22 protein-coding genes, 1 tRNA gene and 1 pseudogene are annotated in these 22,758 nt (G+C 65.3%); 8 read left to right on the top strand and 16 right to left on the bottom strand.

The window, feature by feature from the left end; all coding sequences use genetic code 11:
- Nucleotides 1-23 precede the first annotated feature (23 nt).
- Nucleotides 24-470, top strand: coding sequence for an HIT family protein (locus KHP16_RS00775; protein ID WP_109582272.1), 447 nt, complete (start codon nt 24-26; stop codon nt 468-470).
- A gap of 43 nt (nt 471-513) precedes the next feature.
- Complete coding sequence (locus tag KHP16_RS00770; protein ID WP_179592692.1) at nt 514-1,371, top strand: 3-hydroxybutyryl-CoA dehydrogenase; 858 nt, start codon at nt 514-516, stop codon at nt 1,369-1,371.
- Between the two features lie 63 nt (nt 1,372-1,434).
- On the opposite strand, the gene KHP16_RS00765 is transcribed toward KHP16_RS00770, so the two are convergent.
- From KHP16_RS00765 to KHP16_RS00755, 3 genes are read right to left on the bottom strand one after another with little or no spacing between them, the layout of a single operon-like run.
- Nucleotides 1,435-2,412: a Bug family tripartite tricarboxylate transporter substrate binding protein gene (locus tag KHP16_RS00765; RefSeq protein WP_211959433.1), complete on the bottom strand. Its 978-nt coding sequence runs from the start codon at nt 2,410-2,412 to the stop codon at nt 1,435-1,437.
- A gap of 28 nt (nt 2,413-2,440) precedes the next feature.
- Entirely contained in the window at nt 2,441-3,580 is a 1,140-nt protein-coding gene (locus KHP16_RS00760; protein WP_121492049.1) for a CaiB/BaiF CoA transferase family protein, read from the bottom strand.
- A gap of 23 nt (nt 3,581-3,603) precedes the next feature.
- Nucleotides 3,604-4,410, bottom strand: a complete 807-nt coding sequence (locus KHP16_RS00755; protein WP_109582276.1) for a citryl-CoA lyase — start codon at nt 4,408-4,410, stop codon at nt 3,604-3,606.
- Nucleotides 4,411-4,530: 120 nt separating this feature from the next.
- Between KHP16_RS00755 and KHP16_RS00750 the strand changes: the two genes are divergently transcribed.
- Nucleotides 4,531-5,445 carry a LysR substrate-binding domain-containing protein gene (locus KHP16_RS00750; RefSeq protein WP_211959432.1) on the top strand — a complete coding sequence of 305 codons (915 nt, stop codon included), beginning with the start codon at nt 4,531-4,533 and terminating at the stop codon, nt 5,443-5,445.
- Nucleotides 5,446-5,453: 8 nt separating this feature from the next.
- On the opposite strand, the gene KHP16_RS00745 is transcribed toward KHP16_RS00750, so the two are convergent.
- Both KHP16_RS00745 and aptA read right to left on the bottom strand, forming a co-directional pair.
- Nucleotides 5,454-6,971, bottom strand: a complete 1,518-nt coding sequence (locus tag KHP16_RS00745; protein ID WP_115953875.1) for a CoA-acylating methylmalonate-semialdehyde dehydrogenase — start codon at nt 6,969-6,971, stop codon at nt 5,454-5,456.
- Between the two features lie 24 nt (nt 6,972-6,995).
- Nucleotides 6,996-8,327 (bottom strand): omega-aminotransferase AptA, encoded by a 1,332-nt coding sequence (gene aptA / locus KHP16_RS00740; RefSeq protein WP_109582278.1) that lies wholly within the window; start codon nt 8,325-8,327, stop codon nt 6,996-6,998.
- A gap of 329 nt (nt 8,328-8,656) precedes the next feature.
- On the opposite strand from aptA, the gene KHP16_RS00735 reads away from it, so the two are divergent.
- Complete coding sequence (locus KHP16_RS00735) at nt 8,657-10,135, top strand: aminotransferase-like domain-containing protein (protein WP_211959431.1); 1,479 nt, start codon at nt 8,657-8,659, stop codon at nt 10,133-10,135.
- A 1-nt stretch (nt 10,136) separates the two neighbouring features.
- Here KHP16_RS00735 and KHP16_RS00730 read toward each other — a convergent pair whose 3' ends face one another.
- Nucleotides 10,137-10,751, bottom strand: coding sequence for an acyloxyacyl hydrolase (locus KHP16_RS00730; RefSeq protein WP_115953877.1), 615 nt, complete (start codon nt 10,749-10,751; stop codon nt 10,137-10,139).
- 498 nt (nt 10,752-11,249) lie between these two features.
- Complete coding sequence (locus tag KHP16_RS00725) at nt 11,250-12,128, bottom strand: alpha/beta fold hydrolase (protein WP_109582281.1); 879 nt, start codon at nt 12,126-12,128, stop codon at nt 11,250-11,252.
- A gap of 112 nt (nt 12,129-12,240) precedes the next feature.
- On the opposite strand from KHP16_RS00725, the gene KHP16_RS00720 reads away from it, so the two are divergent.
- Nucleotides 12,241-13,158 carry a LysR family transcriptional regulator gene (locus KHP16_RS00720; RefSeq protein WP_211959430.1) on the top strand — a complete coding sequence of 306 codons (918 nt, stop codon included), beginning with the start codon at nt 12,241-12,243 and terminating at the stop codon, nt 13,156-13,158.
- Nucleotides 13,159-13,208: 50 nt separating this feature from the next.
- Here KHP16_RS00720 and KHP16_RS00715 read toward each other — a convergent pair whose 3' ends face one another.
- From KHP16_RS00715 to KHP16_RS00680, 9 genes and pseudogenes are all read right to left on the bottom strand, one after another.
- Nucleotides 13,209-14,192 carry a quinone oxidoreductase family protein gene (locus KHP16_RS00715; RefSeq protein WP_211959429.1) on the bottom strand — a complete coding sequence of 328 codons (984 nt, stop codon included), beginning with the start codon at nt 14,190-14,192 and terminating at the stop codon, nt 13,209-13,211.
- Between the two features lie 117 nt (nt 14,193-14,309).
- Nucleotides 14,310-14,753 carry a GNAT family N-acetyltransferase gene (locus KHP16_RS00710; protein ID WP_109582284.1) on the bottom strand — a complete coding sequence of 148 codons (444 nt, stop codon included), beginning with the start codon at nt 14,751-14,753 and terminating at the stop codon, nt 14,310-14,312.
- Nucleotides 14,754-15,112: 359 nt separating this feature from the next.
- Nucleotides 15,113-15,187 (bottom strand) — tRNA-Cys (locus KHP16_RS00705).
- An 84-nt stretch (nt 15,188-15,271) separates the two neighbouring features.
- Nucleotides 15,272-15,757 (bottom strand): bacterioferritin, encoded by a 486-nt coding sequence (gene bfr, locus KHP16_RS00700; RefSeq protein WP_211959956.1) that lies wholly within the window; start codon nt 15,755-15,757, stop codon nt 15,272-15,274.
- 197 nt (nt 15,758-15,954) lie between these two features.
- Nucleotides 15,955-16,410 (bottom strand): PA2169 family four-helix-bundle protein, encoded by a 456-nt coding sequence (locus KHP16_RS00695; protein WP_109582285.1) that lies wholly within the window; start codon nt 16,408-16,410, stop codon nt 15,955-15,957.
- A gap of 138 nt (nt 16,411-16,548) precedes the next feature.
- Entirely contained in the window at nt 16,549-17,145 is a 597-nt protein-coding gene (gene ribA, locus KHP16_RS00690; RefSeq protein WP_109582286.1) for a GTP cyclohydrolase II, read from the bottom strand.
- A 150-nt stretch (nt 17,146-17,295) separates the two neighbouring features.
- Entirely contained in the window at nt 17,296-17,856 is a 561-nt protein-coding gene (locus KHP16_RS00685) for a DJ-1/PfpI family protein (RefSeq protein ID WP_342344354.1), read from the bottom strand.
- Between the two features lie 45 nt (nt 17,857-17,901).
- Nucleotides 17,902-18,057, bottom strand: a pseudogene (locus KHP16_RS28495) (catalase-related domain-containing protein); the annotation flags it as partial.
- Between the two features lie 172 nt (nt 18,058-18,229).
- A complete protein-coding gene (locus KHP16_RS00680; RefSeq protein ID WP_109582288.1) occupies nt 18,230-19,126 on the bottom strand; it encodes a LysR family transcriptional regulator in 897 nt (298 codons plus the stop codon).
- A 128-nt stretch (nt 19,127-19,254) separates the two neighbouring features.
- Between KHP16_RS00680 and KHP16_RS00675 the strand changes: the two genes are divergently transcribed.
- The 3 genes from KHP16_RS00675 to KHP16_RS00665 all read left to right on the top strand — a co-directional run bounded on the left by KHP16_RS00675 (nt 19,255) and on the right by KHP16_RS00665 (nt 22,647).
- Complete coding sequence (locus tag KHP16_RS00675; protein ID WP_211959427.1) at nt 19,255-20,421, top strand: mandelate racemase/muconate lactonizing enzyme family protein; 1,167 nt, start codon at nt 19,255-19,257, stop codon at nt 20,419-20,421.
- A 95-nt stretch (nt 20,422-20,516) separates the two neighbouring features.
- Nucleotides 20,517-21,509, top strand: a complete 993-nt coding sequence (locus KHP16_RS00670; RefSeq protein WP_211959426.1) for a tripartite tricarboxylate transporter substrate-binding protein — start codon at nt 20,517-20,519, stop codon at nt 21,507-21,509.
- Between the two features lie 169 nt (nt 21,510-21,678).
- Nucleotides 21,679-22,647: a type II toxin-antitoxin system PemK/MazF family toxin gene (locus KHP16_RS00665; RefSeq protein ID WP_211959425.1), complete on the top strand. Its 969-nt coding sequence runs from the start codon at nt 21,679-21,681 to the stop codon at nt 22,645-22,647.
- The last annotated feature ends 111 nt before the right edge of the window (nt 22,648-22,758 follow it).

Below are 22,758 nucleotides of genomic sequence, written 5' to 3'. Positions count from 1 at the left end.
CATGAACCCGTCACGAGATTGCCATGTCTTACCAATCCCCTGAATACAACGCCGCCAACATCTTCGCGCGCATCCTGCGCGGCGAACTGCCCTGCTACAAGGTCTATGAAGACGCGCACACCATCGCATTCATGGACATCATGCCGCAGGCCGACGGCCACACGCTCGTGGTGCCGAAGGAAGGCGCGCCCGACATCCTGACCCTCTCGCCGGAAGCCGCCGCCGCCGCGATCCACACCACGCAGCGCATCGCGCGGGCGGTGAACAAGGCATTCTCGCCGGACGGCCTGCTCGTCACGCAGTTCAACGGCGAGGCCGCGGGCCAGACCGTGCCGCATATCCATTTCCACGTGCTGCCGCGCTACACGGACCAGTCGTTCCGCCGCCATGCGCGCGAACAGCAGGAAGCGGACGTGCTGAAGGACCACGCGCAACGACTCATCACCGCGTTGTCGGAACTGAACGGCTGACGCCACGATCGACACGCGCATCCATTCATCGAAGGGATCCAACATGCAGATCAAGACAGTGGGCATCGTCGGTGCCGGCACCATGGGCAACGGTATCGCGCAGGCATGCGCGGTGGCGGGACTCGATGTGGTGATGGTCGACATCAATGACGCGGCCGTGCAGAAAGGCATCGCCACCGTGGCGGGCAGCCTGGACCGGCTGATCAAGAAGGAAAAGGCGACGGAGGCCGACAAGACCGCGGCGCTGTCGCGCATCCAGGGCAGCACTGCCTACGATGACCTCAAGCGCGCCGACATCGTGATCGAGGCGGCCACCGAGAACCACGAGCTCAAGGTCAAGATCCTGAAGCAGATCGACGCGCTGGTCGGCGACGGCGTGATCATCGCATCGAACACGTCGTCGATCTCGATCACGAAGCTCGCCGCCGCGACGGCGCGCGCCGATCGCTTCATCGGCATGCATTTCTTCAACCCGGTGCCCATGATGGCGCTGGTCGAACTGATCCGCGGTCTTGCAACGAGCGATGCCACGCATGCGGCCGTGGAAGACCTCGCGAAGCGCCTCGGCAAGTATCCGATCACGGTGAAGAACAGCCCGGGATTCGTCGTGAACCGCATCCTCTGCCCGATGATCAACGAGGCGTTCTGCGTGCTCGGGGAAGGCCTGGCATCGGCCGAGGAGATCGACGAAGGGATGAAGCTCGGCTGCAATCATCCGATCGGCCCGCTGGCGCTGGCCGACATGATCGGCCTCGATACGATGCTCGCGGTGATGGAGGTGCTGTACACCGAATTCGCCGATCCGAAGTATCGGCCGGCGATGCTGTTGCGCGAGATGGTCGCCGCCGGATACCTCGGTCGCAAGACCGGGCGTGGGGCTTACGTGTACAGCAAAGCGTAAAGAAGGCGCAAAAGAAGGCCGGGCAGAGCCTCGACTCCACCCGGCCTTTTTTACGCCCCCGCTTCAATCGACCTGCGCGTTGCTCTTCTTCACCACCTCGGTCCACTTGCGGACCTCTCCATCCACGAAGCCCTGCAACTGCCCGGGCTCGAGCGTATTCGCCTCCAGCCCCTGCGCCACCAGCTGCTGATGTACCGCCGGGTCCTGCAGCACGTTCGAGACGGTCTGCAGCAGTTTGGTCCGCGTCGGCGCATCGAGGCCCGCCGGCGCCGCGAGGATGAACCATGCGGTCAGGTCGAAGCCTGGATAGCCTGATTCCGCGACGGTCGGCACGTTCGGTGCCGCCGACGAGCGGCGCTGGCTGCTGGCGGCCAGCGCGCGCAGCTTGTTCGCCTTCAGGTACGGCAGCACCGCCACCGGGTGATAGAACATGAAGTCCACCTGTCCGCCCAGCACGGCCGTCAGTGCCTGACCGCCTTCCTTGAACGGTACGTGCGTCATGTTCACGCCCGCCATCGACTTGAGCAGCTCGCCGGCGAGATGGCCCGAGGTGCCGTTACCGGCCGACCCGAACGACAGCTTGTCCGGATTGGCCTTCGCATAGGCCACGAGTTCGGCGAGGTTCTTGTAGGGCGCTTCCGCGCGCACCACGAGCAGCGTCGGCGTGTAGCCCGGCATGCCCAGGTACGTGAAGTCCTTGTCCGGGTCGTACGGCAGCTTGCGATACAGCGCCTTGTTGATCGCGTGCGTGCCGACGGTGCCGAGCGTCAGCGTGTACCCATCCGGCTTCGACTTGGCGACGAAGTCGGTGCCGATCGCGCCGCCCGCGCCCGCGCGGTTTTCCACCACCACGGGCTGCCCGAGCTTCTTCGCCATGCCTTCGCTGACGACGCGCGCGATCAGGTCGGTGGAAGTGCCTCCGCCGAACGGCACGATCATCCGGATCGGACGCGTGGGATAGTCTTCGGCGTGGACCGGCGCGCTCACCAGTCCCGATGCCATGAGGCATGCGGCCAGCGCCGCGCGTATGGTTTGTTTCATGTCTCCTCCGTCGTGCGGTGGTTGTTATTCAGGTACGGCGTTTCAACTGCGCGCGAATCTCCTCGTCATGTTCGCCCAGCAACGGTGGCGGCGTCACGTCCAGCGCGCGCTCGCCATCGAACGACACCGGGCTGCGCACCGTGCGAAACTCCCCGAGCGTCGGATGCTGGCCCGTGACCAGCAATTCCAGATGCCGGGCCTGCGGGTCCTCGAGCGCCTCGCTCGTGTCATACATCGGCGCATGGGGCACGTCCTCCGCTTCGAGCCGCGCGCACCACTCCGCGCGCGTGCGTTGCCGGAACAGTTCGCCCAGCAGTTCGATGAGCGTCTCCTGATGATCGATGCGCGCCTTGCGTGTCGCGAAGCGCGGATCCTGGAACAGATCGGGCCGCTCGATGGCATTGGCCAGACCCTGCCAGAACTTCTCGGGCGACGACATGTGCAACGCGACCCATTTGCCGTCCGCGCATTCCAGCACATACGACTGCGACACGCTCGGCCGGCTGTAAGGCCCCATGACCTCGCCCGCGGAATAGTAATGCGTGAAGGCGTCCAGATTGAAGTGGCTCATTGCCTCGAGCATCGACACCTCGACCTTGCGGCCGACGCCGGTCCGGTTGCGCTCGTAGAGCGCGCCGAGGATGCCGTAGGTCGCATAGAAGCCGGTCATCGAATCGGCGATGGCGGGACCGACCACACGCGGATTAGCGGGGTTGACGAGCAGGCCCAGGAAGCCGCTCGCCGCCTGCGCCACGGTGTCGTAACTCGGCCGCCTGGCGGCCGGGCCCGTCGCGCCAAACCCGCTGATCGCGCAATAGATCAGCCGTGGATTGATCTCGCGCAGGCGCGCCTCGCCCGCATTGAGCCGCTCGGCCGCGCCGGGACGAAAGTTCTGGATATAGACGTCCGCCTCGCGAATCAGCTGGTCGAAAACCTCGAGATCTTCGGGGTTCTTGGTATTGAGCGTGAGGCTACGCTTGTTGCGGTTGTACGTCTGGAAGTGCGGGCTGTAGAGGCCGCCTTCGAAGGCACGGAACGGGTCGCCCGTCTCCGGCTGTTCGATCTTGATCACGTCGGCACCGAGGTCGCCCAGCAGCATGCCGCAGGCGGGACCCGTGATGAAGGTGCCTTGTTCGAGGACCTTGAGGCCCGCGAGTACTTTGCTCATGGTGTCTCCGAAATCGATATCGCTCAGGCGTCGCGGTCGAAGCCGGCCGGCGTGTCGCCCGTGTAGACGAGTTCCCGCGTGGCCTGGTACGACAGCGCGAAGCCGATCGACTGACGCAGCTCCTCGCTGAGGTGGGCGATGAGGCCGCCCGTGCGCGCGAGGATCGGCACGCCCTTGAGCGCATTGAGCGGAAAGCCCACGCCGAGCAGCACGGCCGGGATCGCGGCCGATACGTTGAGGCGCAGGTCCTTGCCGACGATGTCCGGAATCACGGTCTCGATCGCTTCGGCGATATCGACGTACACGGTATCGGCGCCGGCCTCGCGCGCCACGGCAAACAGCGCGGCCACGCGCGGGTCGCGCGATTTGTGCAGCGGATGGCCATAGCCCGGAATCGCGCGGCGCTCGGCGCGATAGGCGGTGATGACCGCGCGCGCGGCATCGTCGATCGACTCGCCGTTCTGTACGCGTTGCAAGACCTCGTGCAGCATCACGCCCGCGGTTTCCGATGCACCCAGAATCACCGAGCCGCAGCCGAGGATGCCCGCGGCCACCGCACCCTGCAGCGCATCGGGTGCCGCGGCGAGCGTCATGCGGCTGGCCTGCACGCTCGGGACAAGGCCATGCTCCGCGATGGCGACCAGCGTGGCGTCGATCACGCGCACGGCCGCGCGCGTCGGGCGTTCGCCGGTGACGAGGAAGTAGAAGTATTCGGTGAAGCTGAGCTTGCCGATCAGGTCCCGGCACAGGTCCGCGCCGCGCACGACGATGGTTTCGGTGTTGGAAGTGCTGATCGCGGTACGCGGAATGGTTTCCTTGCCAATCTTCATGGCGCATGTCTCCGTGCATTGTTGTGGCAACCAGTCTATGGGGTGCGATGCACAGATAACAGTGATGAATTTCTCTGCTATGCATCGACACCATCGATGATGACGCGCTACCATCGCGGCATGGAACTCCGACACCTTCGCTACTTCGAGGCGCTGGCCGACACGCTGAGCTTCACGCGCGCCGCCGAGCGCATGCACGTGACGCAATCCACGCTATCGCACCAGATCCGGCAGCTGGAGGAGGAGATCGGGCAGGCGCTGTTCAACCGCATCGGCAAGCGCGTGACGATGACCGAGGCGGGAGAGACGCTGCTGCTGCATATCGGTCCGGCGCTGAGGCAGGTCGATCAGGCATTGCATGCGGTGCGCGACGAGCAGGGGCCGCTCGCGGGCGAGATCCGCGTGGGCGCGACCCACAGCTTCAATATCCGCCTGATCCCGCAGTGCGTCTCCTCGTTCCTGACGCGCTATCCGTCCGTCCGCGTGATCGTGGAAGAGCTGTCGGCCGCGGAGATCGCCGCCCGTCTCGCCAACGGCGAGCTCGACCTCGGCGTCTCATACCGTCCCGCGCAGACCGATGCGTTGCGCTTCGAGCCGCTGTACAACGAGGAGCTGAAGCTCGTGGTTGCCGCCAATCACCCGATGGCGGGCCGCCGGCGCGCGCGCATGGTCGAACTGCATGGGCTGCGCATGGTGCTGCTGCCGCGGTACTTCGCCACGCGGCAACTGCTCGACGAATGCTTTCGCGCGGCGGGCGCGGAGCCTTTGGTCATTGCGGAACTGAATTCGATCGCGCCGATGCTCGAGCTGGTGCGGCAGGCGGGGGTGGGATCGGCGGGGGGACTGGATATTGCGGCAGTGATCGGCGAGAGCGCCGACCTCGGCAACGAAGACTTGCGCTTCATCCCGCTGGAAAGCCCGACGCCGCAGCGGACGCCGGGATTGCTGTGGCGGCGTGGGGCGCCGCGGGCGGTAGCGGTGAAGTACTTTGCTACCGCCGTGCGGCGCGTGGTGGAGTCGATGGAAAAACGCTGAGGGCGACTTTACTTCGCCACCGGCATCGTGAACTCCGCACCCTTGGCGATGCTGTCCGGCCAGCGCTGCATCACGCTCTTGTAGCGCGTGTAGAAGCGGACGCCTTCCTCGCCGTAGGCGTGGTGATCGCCGAACAGCGAGCGCTTCCAGCCCCCGAACGAGTGCCACGCCATCGGCACGGGAATCGGCACGTTGATGCCGACCATGCCCACCTGGATCTGGCGCGCGAACGCGCGGGCGATGCCGCCGTCGCTGGTGTAGCAAGACACGCCATTGCCGAACTCGTGCGCGTTGACGAGCGACACGGCCTCGGCAAAGTCATGCACGCGCACCACCGACAGCACGGGCCCGAAGATCTCTTCCTTGTAGATCGTCATGTCCGGCTTGACGTGGTCGAACAGCGTGCCGCCGACGAAGAAGCCGTTGGCGTGGCCATCGACCTTGTGGCCGCGGCCGTCGGTCACGAGCGTCGCGCCCTCTTCCACGCCCTTGGCAATATAGCCTTCTACCTTTGCCTTGTGCGCGCCCGTCACGAGCGGACCCATTTCGGCGTCGGACTCCATGCCGTTGCGTATCTTGAGCGCTTTGGCACGCTCGGCCAGACGCGGTACGAGCTTGTCGGCGACATCGCCCACCGCCACCGCGACCGAGATCGCCATGCAGCGTTCGCCGGCCGACCCGTAGGCCGCGCCGATCAGCGCGTCGACGGCCTGATCGAGGTCCGCATCGGGCATCACCACGAGGTGGTTCTTCGCGCCGCCAAGGGCCTGCACGCGCTTGCCATGCTTCGTGCCTTCCGTATAGATGTACTCGGCGATCGGCGTCGAGCCGACGAACGACAGCGCCTGCACGTCCGGATGCGCGAGCAGCGCGTCGACGGCCTGCTTGTCGCCCTGCACGACATTGAACACGCCATCGGGCAAACCCGCCTGCTTGAGCAGGTCCGCGATCAGCAGGCTCGGCGACGGATCGCGTTCGCTCGGCTTGAGCACGAACGTGTTGCCGCAGGCCAGCGCGACCGGGAACATCCACATCGGCACCATCACCGGGAAGTTGAACGGCGTGATGCCGGCCACCACGCCAAGCGGCTGGCGCAGGTTCCAGTTGTCGATGCCGCCGCCGATGTTGTCGGTGAAGTCGGTCTTCAGCAGATTGGGAATACCGCAAGCGAATTCCACCACCTCGATGCCGCGCGTGACTTCGCCCTTCGCGTCGGAGAACACCTTGCCGTGCTCGCGCGTGATCAGCGCCGCGAGGTCGTCGTGGTGCTTGTCGAGCAGTTCCTTGAACTTGAACAGGATGCGCGCGCGGCGCAGCGGCGGCGTTTCCGCCCACGCGGGCGCGGCGGCCGTGGCCGCCGCCACGGCGGCATCCACATCGGATGCCGTGCCGAGCGCGACGCGTGCCGCGACCTCGCCGGTGGCGGGGTTGAACACGTCGCCGAACCGGTCGCTACCGGCCTTCCGGATGGCGCCGCCAATGTAGTGATGGATCTCGGTGATCTGCTTGTTTTCTGCGATGTTCACTGCAATGTCCCCTCGGTTTCCGGATTACTTCACGTCCTGCAGCGCGGCGCGCACGGTATCGAACAGCTGGTCGATCTCGGCCTCCGAGATGATCAGCGGCGGCGAGAACGCGAGGATGTCGCCCGTGTAGCGGATGAGCACGCCGCGCTCGAAGCATTTGACGAACGCTTCGTAGCCGCGCGCGCCGGGCGCGCCCGGACGCGATTCGAGTTCCACGCCGGCCATCAGGCCCAGGTTGCGGATGTCCTTCACGTACGGCGCGCCACGCAGGCCATGCACCGCGCTCTCGAACTTCGGCGCGAGTTCCGCCGCGCGCTCGAACAGCTTGTCGCGCTTGTACAAGTCGATAGCCGCGATGGCGGCCGCGCAGGCCAGCGGGTGGCCCGAATACGTGTAACCGTGCGGCAACTCGATCGCGCCCGGGCCCGCGCCGTTGACGACGGCGTCGTGCACCTCGCGGCGGACCGCCACCGCGCCCATCGGCACCGCGGCGTTGTTGATGGCCTTGGCCATCGTGATCAGGTCCGGCGTGACCTTCAGGCGCTCGGCGGCCGTGGCGGCACCGAGGCGGCCGAATGCCGTGATCACTTCATCGAAAATCAGCAGGATGCCGTGCTTGCTGGTGATCTCGCGGAGCTTCTCGAGATAGCCGACCGGCGGAATCACGACGCCCGTGGAGCCGGCCACCGGCTCCACGATCACGGCCGCGACGTTCGACGGATCGTGCAGCGCGAGGATGCGTTCGAGGTCCTCGGCGAGGTGCGCGCCCCATTGCGGCTGGCCCTTCGAATACCCTGCCTCGGCGATGTTCAGCGTGGCGGGCAGATGGTCGGTGTTAGGCATGACGTTGGCCGACCAGATCTTGCGGTTCGGACCGATGCCGCCGACGCCCATGCCGCCGAAGCCCACGCCGTGATAGCCGCGCTCGCGGCCGATGATCTTCACACGCTGGCCTTCGCCACGCGCGCGGTGATACGCCAGCGCGATCTTCAGCGCGGTATCGACGGACTCGGAACCGGAGTTCGTGAAGAAGATGCGGTCGAGACCCTGCGGCATCAGGCTGGCCACCTTGGTCGCGGCCTCGAACTCGAGCGGATGCCCCATCTGGAACGGCGGCGCATAGTCCAGCGTGGCGGCCTGCTGCGCGATCGCTTCCACGATCTCCTTGCGGCCGTGGCCGGCGGCGACGCACCACAGGCCCGCGCAACCGTCGAGCACCTGGCGGCCGTCATGGGTCGTGTAGTACATGCCGCTCGCCGAGGCCAGCAGGCGCGGGGCGGCCTTGTACTGCCGATTGGCGGTAAACGGCATCCACAGCGATTCGAGGTCGGGGATCACGGTCTTGGCGGCGTCCATAGGGTTCTCCAGATGTCGGTGTCGGTTCGGGGGGCGATTCAGTGCAGTCACTCTACCGGCGCGTGGCGGACCACAGAATATACGGTTGCCAGATCGCGCGCTCACCGTATCGTTTCGGCGCCCTGAACTGTACAGGTCCGATGTCGTCATGTCCGCCCGGCGCTGGTGCGGATGCACGCTCCCGTGGCACGTAATCGCGCCCGTAATCGCGCCTGCATGCGCCAATCTGGGCACCACTCGCGCTGCGGCGCACCATCGCAAGCGTCTCCCCACAGGGGCGCGAGTCCAGCTAAACTGTGCAGGTCTTCGCGCCGGATACCGTCCCGCCCATGCCCGCTCCGAGTCTCGCCCCGCATCTCGCCATTCACCTCGCCCGCAGCCGCCGCGGCACCGACACGCTGACCGACCAGATCGTCGCCGGCATCGTCGCGCTGATCGACAGCCGTGCGCTGCGCGCGGGCGCGGCCGTGCCATCGGTCCGGCGGCTCGCGCAGCAGCACCAGGTGAGCACGTTCACGGTGGCGGAAGCCTACGCGCGGCTGACCGCGCTAGGTTATTTGAGCGCGCGGCCGGGATCGGGCTATACGGTCGCGCATCGGCACACGCCCGCCGGGCAGGCGCGCACGCCGCAGTGGCAGGCGCCCGAACTCAATGCGGCCTGGCTGCTCGCGGACGTGTTCGCCGATCATTCGGTGCCGATCAAGGCCGGCGCGGGATGGCTGCCCGGCGACTGGCTCAACGAGGAAGGCCTGCATCAGGCCATGCGCACCGCATCGCGCGTGCCGGCCGGACAGGTCTCGGGCTATGGCCATCCGTATGGCTTCGCGCCGCTGCGCGAGCACATCGCCACGCATCTGAGCCAGTACGGCATGCCCGTGCAGTCGCAGCAGGTGGTGCTTACGCAGGGCGCGACGCAGGCGCTCGACCTTGTCGTGCGCACGCTGCTGCGGCCCGGCGACACGGTGCTCGTGGAGGCGCCCTGCTACTGCAATCTCCTCCAGATCCTGAAGCTCGCGGGCCTGCGGGTGGTCGGCGTGCCGCGCACCGCCGCGGGCCTCGATACGGATGCGCTCGAGGACGCCATCCGCACGCAGTCGCCACGCGCGCTCTTCGTCAACACGGTGCTGCAGAACCCCACGGGCGCCACGCTGACGAGCATGACTGCCTACCGCGTGCTGCAACTGGCCGAAGCCCACCGGTTGCTCGTGGTCGAGGACGACATCTATCGCGAACTCGCGCCTGCCGGCTCTCCGATGCTGGCCGCGATGGACGGCCTGTCGCAGGTGGTCTACGTCAACGGATTCTCGAAGACGATCGCCCCGTCGGTGCGCGTCGGGTACCTCGCCGCGAGCCCCGATCTCGCCAAGGCCTTCGCGCAGACGAAGATGGCCGTGGGGCTGACCTCATCGGAGGTGACCGAGCGGCTCGTGTATTCGGTGCTCACGGGCGGCCATTACGCGCGCCATGTGACCGCGCTCGGCGAGCGGCTGCGCGCGCAGCAGGATCTCGTCACCGAGAAACTGGAAGCGCATGGCATGGAGGTATTGCTGCGGCCGGAAGGCGGGATGTTCGCGTGGGCACGGCCACGCTGGGAGGATGGGGGAAATGCAGGGCAGGGGCAGGCGCTGGCCGCCCGTGCGTTGCGGCATGGCATCTGGCTCGCGCCGGGCGTCTACTTCGAGCCCGACGGCAACGACTCGCCGTGGATCCGCTTCAATGTCGCGACGAGCGATGCGCCGCAGTTGTGGTCGTTCCTCGACGCCTGCCGCGCGGGGCAGGACGCCGAGTCGAGCCTGGCGACCGCCTGAATCAGAAGCGGTAGCGCACGTAGCCCGTGTAGAAATTCGCGCCCGGGTTCGGTTCGCGAATGCCCGCGTTGGAGATGTGCTGGAAGCGGAAGCCCGCTTCGGTGTTCTGGTTCTTGCCGAAGGCCACGCCCACGCCGATCATGTCGCCGAACTGGAACGCGCTGCTCATGTTGTGTTCGTCGGACGTGTGCGTATGGGTCAGCAGGCGCAGGCCCAGGCCGCCTTCGATGAACGGCACGAACGCGCTGCCGCGTTTTTCCACGCGCAGGATCGGGGTGAAGCCGAACTCCTGGAGGTTCTGCGGATTGGTGCCCCCGCGCGACTGCCAGTGCGCGATATTGAATTCGACCTGCACCCGGAACAGCCAGCTGTCGGGATTCCCGTACTGCAGCGGCGTGTTGAAGTTGATGCCGAGCTCGTACTTGTTGACGTCGTGACTCGTGTCTCGGCCGTATGCAACGTGGACACCCGGATCCGTGAACCACGGCGCGGCTTGCGCGGCGGTCGAGGCGCCCGCGGCAAGCGCGGCGGCCACGAGGCAGCGGACGGCGAGGGAAACGGACGATGCGCGCGAGGCAGGCGCGCAAAGGGAACGCTGTTGTAGTTGTGAATGCATGAGAGAGCGTCGGCGATGAAGAGAGGACCCGGCAAAGGGGACGACAAAAAGCCAGACATGCCGAGGCTCTGCGAGACATCGCGCGCGGGGAATGGGGCATGGGTGGATGTCCCCATGGCCCCATGGTGTCAGCGCCCGGTCCCTCCCAGAATCCGGTACGTCAGGCCCAAAGCCGCTCCGCCACCCAGTTCGCGAATACACAGATCGAGAGCCAGACGGCGAGGCAGCCTGCAATAAAACGGTACGTCATCGGTATTTCTTCTTGTGAGGTTCTTCGTGAGACGCGCGATTATACATTCATTCATGGATGTATGTTCAGCGCCTACCCCTGCGGAACTTCACAAAGAAACGATGATGCCAGCGTGTGAGAAACCGTGCACGCGAGCGGTCAAATTCTCTTTTCAAAAATTTTGTTCGTACCGCTACAAATGCACGATGGCGCGCCGCCTGGCGCGCCATCGGAGTCCCCGTCTGGAAAGATCCGAACCCTTTCTGGTATTACCTCTTGAGGAAAGGAAGCACTTCCTCCAGTAACCGCTCGGGAATTTGCTCGGCAATGTAGTGGCCGCTTGGGAGTGCGTGGCCCGTGACATGCCGCGCAACCTTGCGCCACTCCTCGAGCGGCTGGAAGCATTGGCCGACGGCGCCGTCCGCGCCCCAGAGCGCAAGCATCTCGCACTCGACCTGGCGGCCCGCTTCGAGGTCTTCGCGGTCATGTTCGAGGTCGATGCCGGCGCTCGCGCGATAGTCTTCGCACAGGCCATGCGCGGCGCCGGGCAGCTTCAGGCAGCGTAGATACTCCGCCATGGCGGCATCCGTGAACGGCGCAAGCCCGGCGCTGCGCGTGCCCATGGTCATCCGCAGATAGAGCGCGGGATCCGCCTCGATGAGCGTTTCCGGGAACGGGGCCGGGCGAATCAGGAAGAACCAGTGATAGTAAGCGCGCGCAAATGCTTCATTGGTCTGGGCGTACATGGCGAGCGTGGGCGCGATATCGAGCGTAACGAGCTTCTCCACCGCCTGCGGATGGTCCAGCGCGAGCCGGTGCGCCACGCGGCCGCCGCGGTCGTGGGCCAGCACGCGGAAGCGCTCGAAGCCCAGCGCGCGCATCACCGCGAGCTGGTCGGCCGCCATCGCGCGCTTGCTGTAGTTGCTGTGGTCGGGCAGGCCGGCCGGTTTGTCGCTGTCGCCATACCCGCGCAGGTCCGTGGCCACCACGGTGAAGTGCCGCGCGAGCTCGCCCGCCACCTTGTGCCAGATCACGTGCGTCTGCGGATGGCCGTGAAGCAGCAGCAGGGCCGGCCCCTGCCCACCCACCACCGCGTGAATCCTGACGTCGCCGCAGTCGAAGCTGCGCTCGGTGAATCCTTCGAACATCTCGTCTCCTTGCCCCGGCTCGGATTGCGCCGATGGCGGACAGTGTAATCACGACGGTGGCCGATATAATGCCCCACATCGACTTTCATTCAGTCACTGGTTTCACGAATCGATGGATCCGTTCTCCGACGTCGCGTTTTTCGTGCTGCTGGTCAAACGCGGCAGTCTGGCCGGCGCCGCGCAGCAACTCGGCATCACGCCCTCCGCGGCCAGCAAGCGGCTGGCCGCGCTGGAGGCGCGCCTCGGCGTCCGACTGCTCCAGCGGACCACGCGGCGGCTCTCGGTCACGCCCGAGGGCGAGTCCTACCTGGCGCAGGGCGGACGCATCCTGGCCGAACTCGAAGAACTGGAACAGGGGCTCGGCGGCAGCCGCGTCGCGCCGCGCGGGCTGCTGCGCGTCAATGCCTCCCTCGGCTTCGGGCGGCGGCACCTCGCGCCGGCCATCGCCGACTTCCTCGTGGCGTATCCCGACGTCGAGGTCCAGCTCCAGCTTACCGACCGCGCGCTGAGCCTGGCCGAGAGCGGCCACGATGTCGGCATTCTCGTCGGCGAGCCTCCCGATGCGCGTCTCAACGCGCGGCGGCTCGCGGCGAATCGCCGCCTTCTGTGCGCCGCGCCCGCCTATCTGGCCGCCCATGGCGAGCCCGCGTCCCCGCGTGCGCTGCAACGTCACCGTTGCCTCGTGATCCGGGAGAACGAGTCGGCCTACGGCACATGGCATCTGGAATCGGGCGGGCACCACGAAACCGTAAAGGTGCGCGGTCCCGCCGCGACCAACGATGGCGAAGTCGCCGTCGGCTGGGCTCTGCAGGGCCACGGCGTGCTGCTGCGCTCGGAATGGGAGGTGGCCCCGCTGCTGCGCTCGGGACGGCTGCGGCAGGTGCTGCCGGACTGGACCTCGCCGCCCGCGGACATTCATGCGGTCTATCTGGGCGGCGACAAGCTGTCCGCCCGCGTGCGCGCGTTCGTCGATTTTGTCGCGGCACGCTTCGCGGGGCACGATGAGGGCGCCACGTATCATGGATGGTGACCGGCGACGGAGGGTGGCGCGCCTCGGGTGGTGACCACCGCGCCCGCGGCTCAGGGCACGAGCAGGATCGCGCCTGTCGTCTCCCGGCGCTCCGCCGCTTCATGCGCGCGCGCGACATCCGCAAGCGGAAAGCGCTGGCCGATCTCGACCTTCACATGCCCGGCCGCGATCGCATCGAACAGATCTTTCGCGTTGGCGCGGAAGCGCGCCGCGTCCGCGTTGTGCGGAAACACCGAGGGCCGCGTCAGGAACAGGCAGCCCTTCTTCGCGAGCAGCTCGGGCTCGATCGCCGGCGCCGGACCCGACGCCGCGCCATACAGCACGACCAGGCCGAACGCCTGCGCGCAATCCAGCGAGCCCAGAAACGTCGACTTCCCCACCGCGTCGTAGACCACGCGCACGCCCGTGCCGCCGCTCGCGGCACGCACCTGCCCGACCCAGTCGTCCTGCGAGTAGTCGATGGCCACGTCGCAGCCCATGCGTTTCGCGATCTCGCACTTGGCGGGGGACCCCGCGGTGCCGATCACGAACGCGCCGAGAGCCTTGGCCCAGCTGCTCAGAATTTGACCGACGCCACCGGCCGCGGCATGCACGAGCACCTTGTCGCCGTGTTGGATCGCGTAGGTATGGCGCACGAGGTATTGCGCGGTCATGCCCTTGAAGATGATCGCGGCGGCCTGCTCGTCGGACACGTTGTCCGGCAACGCGACGAGCTTGTCGGCCGGCACGTTGCGCGCTTCCGCATAGGCGCCGAGACCGGCGTTCATGTACGCCACGCGCACGCCCGGCGCGATGTCGGTCACGCCCGGACCGACCGCTTCCACCACGCCCGCCGCCTCATGGCCGAGACCGGTCGGCGAGGGCAGCGGATAAATGCCGCGGCGCTGGTACGTGTCGATGAAATTGAAGCCGATCGCTGTCTGCCGGACGCGCACTTCGCCGGGGCCCGGATCGGGCAGCTCGACCGCTTCGAGCCGCATTACCTGCGGGGCGCCGAATTCATGAAGGCGTACGGCACGAACGGTGGTCGGCATGCTGGTCTCCTTTGGTCTGGACGAGTCTGATCGCTGAGCGATGGATCCGGGATTATCGAGCGATTCCGCAAATCTTGCCGAAGAGAATCCGCACAGCCGATCGTCCCCGAGCAGCGATCAATCCAGCTGCGCGCACATGCACAGCGCCGAGCCGCTGCTCTGCCTTCGGAAAGCTTCGGAGTCGCGCACCTCCGCCGGCAGGTGCGAGGCCTGCACGAGCGAGAAACCGTAGCGCGCGAAGTAGTCGGGACAACTGGATGTGAGCAGCACGGCGCGCCGGCTGCCATTGGCGCGCGCGCGCATCATGGCGGCGCGCACGAGATGGGTCGCGATGCCCTGGTCGCGGCATTCGTGCAACACCGCGACCGAACGGATCATCGCGGTATCGCCGAAGCGTTCGGCACACGCGCATCCGACCACGCGCGCCTCGAGCACCGCCACGTGGAACTGGTCCACGAGCAGCGCCACATCCCCCGCCGGCAGGCCGCATCGCTCCAGGACGGCCTCGATGGCAGGGATATCGGCCGCCTGCGCGGCACGGATCTGCATGTCTTTGATCATCGGGAGCCTCGATATCGCTGAACGCTGTGGACGATATTCACCATGGAAGCCCAGCATGGATGCTGCATCCCACGTCGTACGACAACGCACGACGCGCGGCCAATCCAGACGCGCGCCAGCGAGCGGTGACATGCTGACAATCGCGGCGCGCGGCCTCACAGTAGCGCAATCGGCCGCAGCTTGCCAGAGGCAAATGCACACTTGTGGTTCACGGTGGCCCGCCGTGCATCCCGTTGCGGATTTCGTACGGGGAACGAGCACGAACCGCGCCAGAAACGTAGAAAAAACGTGGGTAGAAAGAAGCGAAGGGGGGAGAAGGAGAGGTAGAAGGAGAAGGAGAACGCAGAGAAAGGAAGCGATGGAGGCGGGGATACGGAATCGAACCGTCGTAAACGGCTTTGCAGGCCGTCGCATCACCACTCTGCCACCCCGCCCCGGATGGCGTCCGCATGGACGCGCGATGTGTTGCGGGCCGCAGTGTAGCCGAAGATGGAGAATCGTGCAGGAACGCGCGCGGCTCAGTGACCCCCGCCGATCTCGCCCATTGCCGACTGCTGGTAGTTCTGCAGGCCAACCTTGCGGATCAGTTCGAGCTGCGTCTCGAGCCACTCGATATGGTCTTCGGTATCGTCGAGGATCGGCGTCAGGACATCGCGCGAGACATAGTCGCCGATCGACTCCAGATACTTGATCGACTCCTTGAGGTTTGTCTGGGACACGCGCTCGAGCTTGAGGTCGCAGCCGAGCATCTCCTCGGTGTTCTCGCCCAGCAGCAGCTTGTCGAGGTCCTGCAGATTGGGCAGACCGTCGAGCATGAGGATGCGTTCAATGATCTGATCCGCGTGCTTCATCTCCTCGATCGACTCGTCGTACTCGTGCTTGCCGAGCGCGTTGAGTCCCCAATGACGGTAGATGCGCGCATGCAGAAAATACTGATTGATTGCCGTCAGCTCGTGCTTCAATTGGGTATTCAGCAGCTGAATCGCCTTCTTGTCGCCTTTCATGGTCATCCCCGTCTCTTGTCTCTTCATTACCATTTCATGGTAATGGGTCATCTCGCAAGATCAAGTGGGGATTGGCATTGCGGGCATAACGCGGCATTTTCCGTGGATATTTCCCCGCAAATGCATCTGATTTTGATTCACGTATCGATTCACGTTTGCGGATAAAAAAAGGCGTTCCGAAGAACGCCTTTTTTCAATTACGCGCCGCTCGCGCGATAACGATTACGCAGATCGCGGATCAGGTCGTGATTGCGCAGCACGCCCTGGTACTGGCGCTCGATCAGCGCGCGGATGTCGAAGCTCAGGTCCGCGTCCTGCAGCGCGTCGCCATACTTCTTCTTCGCGACGTCCTCGCCCTTCTCCGTCTCTTCGAGGATCGCGAGGTCCGAGCGGTCCGACACGGCGCTGCGCAGGCTCACCCAGCCACGGTGCAGGGCACCGGCCACGCTGCCGTGGTCCTCGGGCTTGCCGCCGAGGGCGGCGACCTGGCTTTGCAATTCACGCACGGCTGCGCCACATTCGGTGGCGCGGCTCGAGAACAGCGTCTTGAGCTCTGGATTCTTCGCGTCTTCGGCTGCCTTGCGGAAACCTTCCTCGCCGTCGCGCGACACCTCGATCAGATCGTTCAGCACGGATACGTTGTTGTCAGCCATCGCTCTCTCCTTTCTTGAATTGCGTTGAATTGCGCCCTGCGTCCATCGCGAGGCGCGGCATGCATTCAAGATAGAAGAGCGAGCGTTCGCAAACTGTCGGGTGCGCTCGCAACCCGCTGTCGGTCTTTACCTACACCCTCAGTCCAGCAGGTGACCCATGCGAGACCGCTTGGTGGCGAGGTATTTTTCGTTCTCGGAATTGGAGGGGACGATGTGACGCATCTGCTCGGCGACGACGATGCCGGCATCCTCGAGGGCGCGCTGCTTGACGGGATTGTTGCTCATCAGGCGAATCGACTTGACGCCCCATTGACGCAGCAGATCGGCCGCAAAAGCATAGGTGCGCGAGTCGATGGCCTGACCCAGCGCCAGGTTAGCGTCGACCGTGTCGAGGCCGCCGTCCTGCAGCGCATACGCGCGGATCTTGTTCGACAGGCCGATGCCGCGGCCCTCATGGCCGCGCAGATACAGCAGGATGCCACGGCCTTCCTCGGCGATCTTTTGCATCGCAAGGTCCAGTTGCTCGCCGCAGTCGCAGCGGCACGAACCGAAGACGTCGCCGGTCAGGCATTCGGAATGCAGGCGTGTCAGCACGTTCTCGCCGGAGATGTCTCCGATCGTGAGGGCCAGGTGCTCGGTGCCCGTGTGCGCGCCCTTGAAGGCATGCGCGGTGAACTCGCCGTACCGTGTCGGCAGGCGCGCGGAGCCGATCAGCTCGCTTTCTGTGTCATTCATGTTGTCAATGTAGTGCGGTGACCGCCGAGGCGGCGCATGGCGGCAAGGATACCGCACCACGGGATGACATGCTCGCGGCAAGGGATACCGGTCTGCCCTGCGGCATGCCGGTCCCCCTCTCCATGCGGGAAAGCGAGAAAAACCGTGCGCCTAGGCCGGCACTCGCAGCGCGTCCGGGCGATCCCACCATCGATGCTGCCCGACCGCCTCGAGAAACCCCTTGTGGCCCGCGGCGTCGTCCTTCTGCGCCACCAGCACGCCGGGGCCGCCGAAGCCGCCGAAGCCGCCGTCGAGACCCGCCGCCCGCGCCGCGGCAGCGACCAGTCGCGCTCCGGTGCCGCCCGCGCCGATCGCCTTGTAGTGCTTGTAGGCTTCGTTGACGAACAGCAGCGCGGTGGCGTCCGGAACCGTCGGCGGATTGTCGCCATCGGGCACGTACACCGCGTCGAACAGCACGGAGCCGACCGAGTACAGCGCATGATCGATGGGCAGCGTCGCGCCCTTCGCCGTGGTCACCGCATTCGCGCGTGGGCCGATGATCTTCACCACCGCGCCCTGCTGATCGGCGAGCTTGCGCAGCGAGTCGATGGCGTCGTCCCGCACGCCGTCATTGACGAGCACCGCGATCTGCCGCCCCTTGATCACGCCCTTGGGCTGCGCATCGAGGCTGAGCGATGGCGACGATGCGATGCCGTAGTCGTCGATGGGCACATCGGGGCCGACCGGCACCACGTCGATACCGAGCTTGCCCGCGACCTGATCCGCGAGTTCCGGCGCGATATGCACGAGCTGGCCCACCACACGCTGGCGGATCTCGGGGCTCGACACCTTCGAGAGTTCGAACGTGTAGGCATCCACGATCTGCGTCTGCTCCACCGGCGACTGGCTGCGCCAGAACAGGTTGGCCTGCGAGAAATGATCGGCGGTGCGCCATGTCCGTGGCTAGACGTGGCGAATCTGTGGCGAACCTTTGCCCGTTGGGACCCGGCGCGCGCTATGCGTCCCGCGCACGCGCTCCCTCGCCGCGCATCGCATATGGCCAGCGTTTTTACATCGCCATGTAAATGCTGCGGGAATGCAAGCCTCAGCCGCGCGCGAATGCTTCCACGAGAAAGTCGATGAACGCCCTCGCGCGCGCGCTCTGGTTACGGCGGTCCGCGTAGTACACGAAGAGGTCCGCCGAGGGCAGCGTGAACTCGGGCAGCACCACGCGCAGACGCCCGCTTTCGAGATACTTCGCGAGGTCCCATTCCGAGCGAATCAGGATGCCGTGCCCATCCAGCGCCCAGCCGAGCACGATGTCGCCGTCGTTACTGGACAGACTGCCCTCGACCTTGATGGCCTCGCTGTGATCCTGATGCGTGAAGCGCCAGATGCCATAGGCATCGTCGTTCTGGCGATGAATGATGCAGCGATGCCGCGCGAGATCCGCTAGCGTGCGCGGCATGCCATGCCGCTCGAGGTAACCGGGCGATGCGCACAGGAACCGCCGGTTCGACATGATGCGGCGCGCGGCAAGCCTGCTGTCGGGCAGCGTGCCGAAGCGGATGGCGAGGTCGAAGCCGCTCTCGACCAGATCGATCGGGCGGTCCGTCACCTGCAACTGCACCTCGACTTCCGGGAAGCGGCGCGCGAACTCGGAGACCAGCGGGGCGATCGTGGTCCGGCCGAAGCCGAGCGTCGCGTTGACGCGCAGCAGTCCGCGAGGCGCCACGCCACCGCTCGATACGGCTTCTTCCATCGCGCGTAGCTCGGCGAGGATGCGCGTGGCATACGTGAGGTAGGTTTCGCCCTCGGCGGTCAGGCTTGCGCTGCGGGTGGTGCGGTTGACGAGGCGGACGCCGAGGCGGGCCTCCATCTGCGCGAGCCGCTTGGTCGCCGCGGGCGGCGTCAGATCCAGATCGCGCGCGGCGGCGGCGAGGCTGCCCCGTCGGGCAATCAGCACGAAGAATTCCAGTTCGGACGCGAGATCGGACTTCATGGCCGCATGCGGTATTCACCGTGGGTTACTAGTCAATTGACTTTCGGTGAATTCTAGGCGCATTCCGGGCTCCTATGCTACCGACTCGTTCCCGCCATCCTGGTCCGGCGGGCACCTATGGAGACGTGATGAGAATCGTAGAAATTCGCGAGAAGACGCTGCCGATCAGCTCGCCCATCCGCAATGCCTATATCGACTTCAGCAAGATGACGCTGAGCCTCGTCGCCGTGATCACCGACGTGATCCGGGACGGCAAGCCCGTCGTCGGTTACGGTTTCAATTCCAACGGCCGCTATGGCCAGGGCATGCTGATGCGCGAGCGCTTCATCCCGCGCATCATGGAAGCGGACCCCGACTCGCTCGTCGACGCGACCGGCAACAACCTCGATCCGCACGAGATCTGGGACACGATGTTCACGAACGAGAAGCCCGGCGGCCACGGCGAGCGTTCGGTGGCCATCGGCACGATCGACATGGCCGTGTGGGACGCCGTGGCGAAGATCGAGGGCAAGCCGCTGTTCCAGTTGCTGGCCGATCGCTATGGCGACGGCAAACCGAACCGCAAGGTATTCGTCTACGCTGCGGGCGGCTATTACTATCCGGGCCAGGACCATGGCAAGCTCAAGGACGAGATGCGCAGCTATCTCGATCGCGGCTACACCGTGGTGAAGAAGAAGATCGGCGGGGCATCGCTCGACGAGGACCTGCGCCGCATCGATTCGATCCTGAGCATCCTGCAGGATGGCCAGCGTCTGTGCGTCGACGCGAATGGCCGCTTCGACCTGGACACCGCGGTTGCCTACGCCAAGGCGCTGTCGCAGTACGATCTGTTCTGGTACGAGGAAGCGGGCGATCCGCTCGACTACGAGCTACAGGCCACGCTGCGCAACTACTACGACAAGCCGATGGCCACGGGCGAGAACCTGTTCTCGATGCAGGACGCGCGTAACCTCATCCGCTACGGCGGCATGCGTCCCGATCGCGATTGGCTGCAGTTCGATTGCGCGCTGTCGTATGGCCTCGTCGAGTACCTGCGTACGCTTGACATGCTCAAGCAGCACGGCTGGTCCGCCAGCCGCTGCATTCCGCATGGCGGGCACCAGATGTCGCTGAACATCGCCGCGGGCCTCGGCCTCGGCGGCAACGAAAGTTACCCGGACCTGTTCCAGCCGTATGGCGGCTTTCCCGATGGCGTGAAGGTTGAAAACAGCTACGTGACCATGCCCGATCTGCCGGGCATCGGCTTCGAGGGCAAGTCCGATTTGTATAGCGTGATGCAGGCGTTGTCGGCCTGATATCTCCCCCGATCCCCGCTTGCGATGCAGGCGGGTTTCGTCGTTTGTAGTCCGCAGTACACCCGGCAGTACCACCATAACAATCAGGAGACACCATGCTGAACCCGCGCGCGATCCTTCGCGCCGCAGGCCTCGCTGTGGCCTGTGGTATCGCTTTCACCCCGGCAATCGCCTTCGCCGACTTTCCCGACAAACCCATCACCCTCGTCGTGCCTTTCGCCGCCGGCGGTCCGAGCGACAAGATCGCGCGCGATGTGGCAGAGGCCCTGCGCAAGCAACTGAACCAGACGGTCGTGGTGGAGAACACCACGGGCGCGGGGGGCACCATCGGCACCGCCCGCGTGGCGCGCGCGACGCCCGATGGCTATACGCTGCTCGTCCACCATATCGGCCTGGCCACCGCGCCGTCGCTGTACCGCAAGCTGGGCTACAAGACCTCGGACCTCGAGTTCCTCGGCCTGATCAATGAAGCGCCTTCGACGCTGATCGGCAAACCCCAGCTTGCACCGAACACGCTGGCGGAACTGCGGAAACTGATCTCCGCCGACGGCGACAAGCTCAACCTCGCCAACGCGGGCGTGGGTTCGGCTTCGCACCTGTGCGGGCTGATGCTGCAGAGCATGCTCAAGAGCAAGATGACCTTTGTGCCCTACAAGGGCACCGGCCCGGCGATGTCGGACCTGATGGGCGGACAGGTAGACCTGATGTGCGAACAGGCGACCAACAGCACGCCGCAGATCGAAGGCAAGAAGGTCAAGGCCTACGGCGTCAGCAGCCTCCAGCGCTCCGCCGTTCCCGCGCTGGCCAATGTCCCCACGCTGAACGAAGCGGGACTGCCCGGCTTCAACTTCACGGTGTGGCACGGCCTCTACGCGCCGCATGGCACGCCACCGGCTGTCCTCACCAAACTCAACACCGCCCTCCGCGCCGCCCTGAAAGACCCCGACCTCATCAAACGCGAAGAGGCCCTCGGCATCACGATGATCACCGACGAACGCCTCTCGCCGGCGGGCCACAAGAAGTTCTATGAGTCCGAGGTGGCGCACTGGGGCAAGATCATCCAGGACGCGGGGATCCAGCCGGAGTGAACGAGTAAGGCGATTTCGTAGCGCGGCGATTTACGCGCGCCGCGCCGTTTCATAGAGTTGCTGCCACGCATCGGTCGGCCTGTCGACACGATGCAGAAGGTGAAGGGCCTCTCAGCGGGAGGCCCTTCTTTTTGCGCAGCCGACATGGAACAAGCAGTTCCCATCGACGATGATCGTCATCCTGTACGAAGAGGCCACGGTGGAGGCCGCCACCGGTGCTCGTATCTACGTTCCTCTCGGATACGAACTTCATCACGGCATCGATGAAGTACTTTTGCCCACCGACCCCGGAGCCAAGAACCCAGTCTTCTTCACGAAGAAGTTTGCTGGAAGCCCTGAACACCGGTGGCAAGTACAAAGCGTCCGTCATCAGCCATCCATTGATCCGACTACCTATGTCGTCCGACTCATTCGACGCGCTCAAATCGACCAGCAGCATTACCTGAGGGACATCCTCGCCGTTCGCAACAAGAAGGCTCGAGCGGTGCTGCACCCATGGGCAATCGTAGAGGTGGAGTTCGGCCAACACCTTTCCGTTGGAACATCAAACGGGGATATCGAAGTCGGCAAGCGCTATGTGGATACCGTGCAGTTGTACAGCATGCCCAAGCGGCGACTCGCCATCGTGACGCAAGTCCTCCAGCGAAACGCCGAAGATCTGGTGCAGGTAGTCCCCGTCAGTTCGAAGCAACCCGATGCCGCGGACAAAGCAACCGTCGAGGTGACGTCGCAGTTGGCCAACATGGCGGATTACCGAAAGCCCAGTTGGGCAATCTGCACAATGATCCAGACGATCACCGCCAGCCGTATCATCGCGCCACTCGTAGTGAATTCTCCGCGCCGTCAATCGCGGGACCACACATTCCGCACGGCCGTGCGGGGCCATACGCGTACGCAGTTGAAACAAGCAATACTGTACGGTATCGGTGCAGGAGACCGGGCCGAAGACACCGAGCGCTTGGCTACTGAACGAGCACAATCGTTGCAACTACGATCGGAGATCGAGGCAATGCAGGAGCGGCTGAGACTTTTCTCCCTCTACGAGCGGGTGGCGGCAGACTCGAAGCTGACGCTGGCCGAGATGCAGGAGTTGTTCCCCGTAGACGCCATAACGGGGGACACTGACCACATCTTGTGATCGGCTGCGCCTCGGGCTATACTCGACTCACTTTGGTGATGGGGCCCGGGCAGGACCGGCCATCGCGACGGTTAAGAGCCTCCTGCGTAGCACTACAAAATCCGCCTCCGT

The sequence above is a fragment of the Cupriavidus plantarum genome (assembly GCF_905397285.1).
In the GTDB taxonomy this organism is placed as follows: Bacteria; Pseudomonadota; Gammaproteobacteria; order Burkholderiales; family Burkholderiaceae; genus Cupriavidus; species Cupriavidus plantarum.
This window is presented reverse-complemented; position numbering and strand designations above follow the sequence as displayed.

What these genes read in the sequence shown, in the direction of transcription:
- KHP16_RS00775 (WP_109582272.1), top strand. Translation starts at nt 24, where the DNA reads ATGTCTTACCAATCCCCTGAATACAACGCCGCCAACATCTTCGCGCGC.
- KHP16_RS00730 (WP_115953877.1), bottom strand. Translation starts at nt 10,751, where the DNA reads ATGCATTCACAACTACAACAGCGTTCCCTTTGCGCGCCTGCCTCGCGC.
- bfr (WP_211959956.1), bottom strand. Translation starts at nt 15,757, where the DNA reads ATGAAAGGCGACAAGAAGGCGATTCAGCTGCTGAATACCCAATTGAAG.
- KHP16_RS00750 (WP_211959432.1), top strand. Translation starts at nt 4,531, where the DNA reads ATGGAACTCCGACACCTTCGCTACTTCGAGGCGCTGGCCGACACGCTG.
- aptA (WP_109582278.1), bottom strand. Translation starts at nt 8,327, where the DNA reads ATGGACGCCGCCAAGACCGTGATCCCCGACCTCGAATCGCTGTGGATG.
- KHP16_RS00675 (WP_211959427.1), top strand. Translation starts at nt 19,255, where the DNA reads ATGAGAATCGTAGAAATTCGCGAGAAGACGCTGCCGATCAGCTCGCCC.
- KHP16_RS00735 (WP_211959431.1), top strand. Translation starts at nt 8,657, where the DNA reads ATGCCCGCTCCGAGTCTCGCCCCGCATCTCGCCATTCACCTCGCCCGC.
- KHP16_RS00770 (WP_179592692.1), top strand. Translation starts at nt 514, where the DNA reads ATGCAGATCAAGACAGTGGGCATCGTCGGTGCCGGCACCATGGGCAAC.
- KHP16_RS00755 (WP_109582276.1), bottom strand. Translation starts at nt 4,410, where the DNA reads ATGAAGATTGGCAAGGAAACCATTCCGCGTACCGCGATCAGCACTTCC.
- KHP16_RS00710 (WP_109582284.1), bottom strand. Translation starts at nt 14,753, where the DNA reads ATGATCAAAGACATGCAGATCCGTGCCGCGCAGGCGGCCGATATCCCT.
- KHP16_RS00670 (WP_211959426.1), top strand. Translation starts at nt 20,517, where the DNA reads ATGCTGAACCCGCGCGCGATCCTTCGCGCCGCAGGCCTCGCTGTGGCC.
- KHP16_RS00680 (WP_109582288.1), bottom strand. Translation starts at nt 19,126, where the DNA reads ATGAAGTCCGATCTCGCGTCCGAACTGGAATTCTTCGTGCTGATTGCC.
- KHP16_RS00715 (WP_211959429.1), bottom strand. Translation starts at nt 14,192, where the DNA reads ATGCCGACCACCGTTCGTGCCGTACGCCTTCATGAATTCGGCGCCCCG.
- ribA (WP_109582286.1), bottom strand. Translation starts at nt 17,145, where the DNA reads ATGAATGACACAGAAAGCGAGCTGATCGGCTCCGCGCGCCTGCCGACA.
- KHP16_RS00725 (WP_109582281.1), bottom strand. Translation starts at nt 12,128, where the DNA reads ATGTTCGAAGGATTCACCGAGCGCAGCTTCGACTGCGGCGACGTCAGG.
- KHP16_RS00720 (WP_211959430.1), top strand. Translation starts at nt 12,241, where the DNA reads ATGGATCCGTTCTCCGACGTCGCGTTTTTCGTGCTGCTGGTCAAACGC.
- KHP16_RS00760 (WP_121492049.1), bottom strand. Translation starts at nt 3,580, where the DNA reads ATGAGCAAAGTACTCGCGGGCCTCAAGGTCCTCGAACAAGGCACCTTC.
- KHP16_RS00765 (WP_211959433.1), bottom strand. Translation starts at nt 2,412, where the DNA reads ATGAAACAAACCATACGCGCGGCGCTGGCCGCATGCCTCATGGCATCG.
- KHP16_RS00665 (WP_211959425.1), top strand. Translation starts at nt 21,679, where the DNA reads ATGATCGTCATCCTGTACGAAGAGGCCACGGTGGAGGCCGCCACCGGT.
- KHP16_RS00695 (WP_109582285.1), bottom strand. Translation starts at nt 16,410, where the DNA reads ATGGCTGACAACAACGTATCCGTGCTGAACGATCTGATCGAGGTGTCG.